General features: G+C 53.3%; 5 protein-coding genes. All 5 read left to right on the forward strand.

Annotated features, from left to right (window positions below; translation table 11 throughout):
• The first annotated feature begins 55 nt into the window (after nucleotides 1-55).
• Complete coding sequence (locus ACSZPU_RS22895; RefSeq protein ID WP_499003518.1) at nucleotides 56-961, forward strand: ABC transporter permease; 906 nt, start codon at nucleotides 56-58, stop codon at nucleotides 959-961.
• 115 nt (nucleotides 962-1076) lie between these two features.
• A complete protein-coding gene (alsK, locus tag ACSZPU_RS22900) occupies nucleotides 1077-1973 on the forward strand; it encodes an allose kinase (RefSeq protein WP_499003522.1) in 897 nt (298 codons plus the stop codon).
• Nucleotides 1970-2935 carry a ribokinase gene (rbsK, locus tag ACSZPU_RS22905; RefSeq protein WP_499003525.1) on the forward strand — a complete coding sequence of 322 codons (966 nt, stop codon included), beginning with the start codon at nucleotides 1970-1972 and terminating at the stop codon, nucleotides 2933-2935. Before alsK ends, rbsK begins: the two co-directional genes overlap by 4 nt.
• Nucleotides 2936-2971: 36 nt before the next feature.
• Nucleotides 2972-3949 carry a substrate-binding domain-containing protein gene (locus ACSZPU_RS22910; RefSeq protein ID WP_499003529.1) on the forward strand — a complete coding sequence of 326 codons (978 nt, stop codon included), beginning with the start codon at nucleotides 2972-2974 and terminating at the stop codon, nucleotides 3947-3949.
• A gap of 8 nt (nucleotides 3950-3957) precedes the next feature.
• The gene (locus ACSZPU_RS22915) at nucleotides 3958-4944 is read left to right on the forward strand and encodes a nucleoside hydrolase (protein ID WP_499003534.1); all 987 of its coding nucleotides are present in this window, start codon (nucleotides 3958-3960) and stop codon (nucleotides 4942-4944) included.
• Nucleotides 4945-5442: the final 498 nt, after the last annotated feature.

Below are 5442 nucleotides of genomic sequence, written 5' to 3' on the forward strand. Positions count from 1 at the left end.
TCGTAGCGAGCCATAGTTCAATATGTTGTTGAAAAAGACAGTTACTATAACTCAGGTGATTAAGGGACACAGCCTAGGCTTACTGACGCTGGCGATGTTTATTGCCATTCTGAGCGGTGGATTAAATTTGTGCATTATTGCGACGGCCAACCTGACGGCGCTGTATATCGCCTGGTTTTTGATTAGCTTCCTGCCGCCAGAAAGCGGAACGGCCATGCAGTTGCTGATGCTGCTGGCGGCCATCGCCGGGGCAGTGGTGATTGCGGTCATTATCGGTGTGATTACCGGGCTGATGGTGCCAAAAGTGGGGGCGCATCCGATTCTGGTGACCCTGGCCACGATGATGACTGTCAACGGCATTGGCATCTGGTTGACGCGCGGTGCGGCGGTCAGTGGTATGCCAGACGTGGTGCGGGCGCTGGGTTCTGAGACCTTTTTCGGTGTGCCGATCCCCCTGTGGTTGTTCCTGATCACCGCGGCGCTGATGGCGCTGTTTCTGGGGAAAACCCGCGCCGGAAAATGCATCTATATGGGCGGCAGCAATATCAACGCGACCTGGTTCAGCGGGGTGAACACGCATCGCCTGCTGATCCTGGTGTATGTCATCTCCAGCCTGCTGTGTGTACTGGCGGGGCTGGTAATGATGGCGCGCTTTAACTCGGCGCGTATGGGGTACGGCGATTCGTATCTGCTACTGACGGTACTGGCGATTATTCTCGGTGGCACCGACCCGAATGGTGGATTTGGCCGGGTGACAGGCGTCGTGCTTTCACTTATCTCGCTGCAAATATTATCCACCGGATTAAATCTGATGAATATTAGCCAGCATTTCAGTCTGGCAATGTGGGGTGCGGTATTAATTGTTGTGTTGGGTCTGAAATTCTTTAAATCCAAATATACCCTGGCCCGTGCCGTAAAACGCAGCACGTTAGATGCGAGTAAAACAAAGCATTACACATAACAGTAGAACGCAACAGTGTCGATATTTATCAGTGATTGCGTATTACACACTGCTCTTATTTCCTGCGCGCAGGACTGGCATATTCACCGGCGGAAAGGTAGTCAAAGGAGTCATTATGCGTAAGTTATGGCTTGGTATTGATGTTGGCGGTACCAGCACCCGATTTCTGTTTCTTGACGACGTGGGAGAGTGGTCCGGTTTTCATAAAATCGCCACCCACAGCTGGACCGGACAACCTGAGCCATTGTCTTCTCTGGCGGATATCGTAAAGGCGATGACCGCAGGTAAAACGGTATCGGGCATCATGCTCGGATTACCGGGCATCCTCAGCCAGGATCGCCAGCAGGTGGTGTCGCTGCCGTTTATTCAAGCGCTGGATAACACGCCCGCCGCTGCGAACCTGAGCCACATGGTTAATATTCCGGTGGCGATGGACAAAGACGTCAACCACCTGATGCTCTGGGACATGATGCAACTGGCGGAGATGCCGAAGATTGCCGTCGGGCTGTATCTCGGGACCGGGATGGGCAACAGCATCTGGATTGACGGCGGTTTTTATCACGGTGCCAACGGCGGTTCAGGGGAAATCGGTCACGCTCCCTGGGCTGATAATATCGAGTCGTGCCCCTGCGGCAACGCCGGGTGCGTCGAGACGCTGACATCCGGTCACTGGCTGACACAGTGGGCGGGCATCAATGCCCCGGATACCCACATTGGCGAGCTGTTTTCTGTACACCGGGCGCATCCTGACCTGGCGGCGTTTGTCAGCCGCCTGGCAAAATCCATTGCCGGTGAGATGAACATTCTCGACCCGCAATACCTGTTTCTTGGCGGCGGCGTACTGAGCATGGCGGATTTCCCTATCGAAGAACTGCGTGGGCAGATCCGGCGCTACCTGCGCCCGCCGCTGACTAAAAATAACCTCACCATCGTTGTTAGCCATTCCACCGATTTGACGGGATGCCGGGGGGCTTGCCTTGCGGCCAAACGCTGCTTTGGAGAACGCGCATGAAAGGAAAAGTCTGTGTTTTCGGCTCCTTTAACCTCGATATCGTCACCAAAATGCGCCGCTTTCCGCAACCGGGTGAATCACTGGTGGCCGACAGCAGCATGATGGGGCCGGGCGGGAAAGGGGCAAACCAGGCGACGGCGGCATTGCGCGCCGGGGCGCGAGTTCACTATATCGGCAAGGTCGGCAACGATGATTTTGGTGTTTTCGCCCGTCACCATCTGGAAAAGACCGGATTTGATGCCATCACGCTGCTGACCTGCAAAGAGAAGCCAACCGGCAATGCGATGATCTATGTGGCAGGCGATGAAGCCGAGAACATGATTGCTGTCTATCCCGGTGCGAACCTGACGGTCACCGCCGCCGAAGTCAACCGTTGCCAGCAGACGGTGGCCGCCGCAGATATCTTTCTGTTGCAGCTGGAGAACAATTTCAGCGCCATCGAAAAGATGATCAAAAACGCCAGACAGGCGGGCGTTTTTATCATTCTTAACCCCGCGCCAGTGCAGAAGATTGGCAATGAGGTTTTAGGCTGTATCGATCTGCTGACCCCTAACAGTACCGAGGCGTCGCAGCTGAGCGGCAAAACGGTCACCGATTTTGCCTCCGCCATCGAGGCGGCGGGCATTCTGCACCAGAAGGGCGTTAAGCAGCTGATCATCACCCTTGGCACTCAGGGCGCACTGCTCTCAACGTCAGGCCAGTTCTTTCATATTCCCGTTTTTCCGGCACAACCGGTGGATACGACCGGAGCCGGAGATGCATTCAATGGCGCGCTTGCCGCACGGCTCGCCGCAGGAAATGGCATCCAGGAGGCGGCGCTCTTTGCCTCTGCCTATGCCTCGGTCTGCGTGGAGCGTACCGGGGCGGCAAATGCCATGCCCCTGTACTCGGAAGCGGTCAATCGAATGCAGAAGTACCCTGAACTCAACGTGAGAACTATTGAGTCAGCCAATGAGCAGTAATTGTAATTACCGATTAAATACGTGGAGTGTAGAAATATGAAAAAGATAGCAGCTCTGATTCTTTCCCTTACGGTAAGTGGCTATGCCTGCGCTGACAATCCTGTTCGCATGGGAGTGGTGGTTAAGGTAGGGGGTACGCCGTGGTTTAACTCAATGGAAGAGGGCATTAAAAAAGAGGCTAAAAAGCAGGGCATCGATGCCTGGCAGGTTGGCCCGACATCGCAGGATCCGGCGCAGCAGGTGAAAGCGATTGAAGACCTGATCACCCAGAAAGTCGATATCATCGGTGTGGTGCCGGTCGACCCGGCAGTGCTTGAGCCGGTGCTGAAAAAAGCGAAAGATGCGGGCATCAAAGTGGTGGTGCATGAATCTCCGGCGCAGAAATACGCCGACTGGGATTTCGAAATGGTCGATGCCTCAACCTTCGGTATTCGCCATATGGAACTGATGGCCAAGTGCATGAAAGAGAAAGGTGAGTATGCCGTTATCGTCGGCAGCCTGACCATTCCGCTGCACCGCGAATGGGCGAAAGCGGCCATTGATTACCAGAAAGCACACTACCCGAACATGAAACAGGTGGGTGATTTGTACGGTACCGGTGAATCGCTGGATGATTCCATGCGCGTCACCAATGAGCTGATGTCCAAATACCCGGACTTTAAAGGCGTGATGGCGTTTGGTTCGCCGGGGCCGGTGGGTGCGGGTCGTGCGGTGGCAAGACGTAATAAGAGCAATGATGTCTGCGTAGTTGGCGCATACAGCCCGGGCCAGGCTGCATCCCTGGTGCGTAGCGGCGATATCAAAGGTGGCTATATCTGGAACCCAATGACCGCCGGTGAGATTTTCGTGCGTATCGGTAAGATGTTGACCAGCGGTACTGAGATCAAAGACGACACCAAAATCGACGGCATGGGCGACATGCGTGTCGACGCGAAAAACCATACGCTGTATGGCAACAGTCTTGAGAGTCTGGACAAAGACAATCTGCCAAAACTGCTGGATATGGGACTCTAACAGAGGTTATGACCGTGACAGAGCAACGTAAAATCATCATTGATACAGACCCGGCCATTGGCATTCCCGGAACGGATGCTGACGATCCGATAGCGATCATGCTGGCGTTACGGGATCCGCGCATTCAGCTGCTGGGCATCACCACCGTTTTCGGTAACTGCCCTCCGGCCCTGGGGGCGCGCTGTGCCACCCGCATTTTGCAGGTGGCCGGGCGCACCGACATTCCGGTGGCCATTGGCATGGGCACGCCGCTTAGCGGCAAGCTGCCTGAGCTTCTGCAAAAGGAGTATGCCGGTGCTCGTGGCCGCGAAGGGATGATTCCGCTGCCGCCGGAAAGTGAGTCCCACTGTGGGATGCACGCCAGTGAATTAATTATCGATCTGGTGCGCAAACATCCCGGTGAGATCACGATGGTGTGCATCGGTGCGCAGAGCAATCTGGCCCTCGCCATCCTCAAAGCGCCGGATATCGTTCCGCTTATCAAAGACGTGGTGATGATGGCGGGCGCGCTGGGGATGAATTCAACATGGGGAAGGGGTAATATCACGCCGGTCGCTGAATGCAACGTCTGGTTCGACCCAATGGCGGCGGATATCGTGTTTAGCGCCGGGATCCCGTTAACCATGGTGAGTCTGGATGTCACTAACGCCGACTGTGGCCTGGTGCTGACGCGCGAGGACATCGAAGGGGTTGATGAGCACAGTGAGTTCGTCGCTCTGTTCAAAACGGTTTGCTCCACCTATTTTGACGCCCCGATGTTTGAATGGTCGGAAGGCTGCGTCCTCTACGATCCGTTAGCGGTTGCGGTGACCGCAAATAAGGCGGTGGGTGAGTTCCAGGAAATGGCAATTGGTATCGAAACGGCAGGTACACTGACCGTTGGACAAACCGTACCGTTGCGGAATTCATCACCGAATGTGGATGTTTGCATACGCATCGACGGACGGAAAATTGTTAAGGACATCGTCGCAACGATTGTCTCGTCAGCGGCATAAATTGACACACTCACACCAGCAGATCTCGCGTAATAGTGGGTTCTGCTGGTTTTTCTTATAAAGACACAGTATTTAATACCGTTGTTGGTTTTTTCCCATTTTAATTATCTAACCGTGCATAGATTGTTAATCTGATTCTATCGCTGCTATTATCCCTTCATGCTTTATGGGAATTATTCCCCCTGGCGGATTCGTGCTCAATTTATTGTATATAAAATACAATTATCACTGATTTATATATCAAGTTCTGCAAAGCTTATTGAAAATATAGTAATACATAGTGTGTCATGAAAATATATTAAAAATCAGATGGTTATGACGCAATTTATGAATATATATACATGCTGCATAAGTTATTCTATCTGCGTCATAGACAATAATTAATAACCTACGCTAGGTTCAATTCCTCATCTGAAATAGATAATGGCGGATTCAACTCCGAAGTGCAACGCTAAGCCGCCAATCTTAGCTCTGCAAACACCACAGACGGTTGCCTGA

Origin of the sequence: Phytobacter sp. V69 (assembly GCF_965644215.1) — a bacterium.
GTDB lineage: Bacteria > Pseudomonadota > Gammaproteobacteria > Enterobacterales > Enterobacteriaceae > Phytobacter.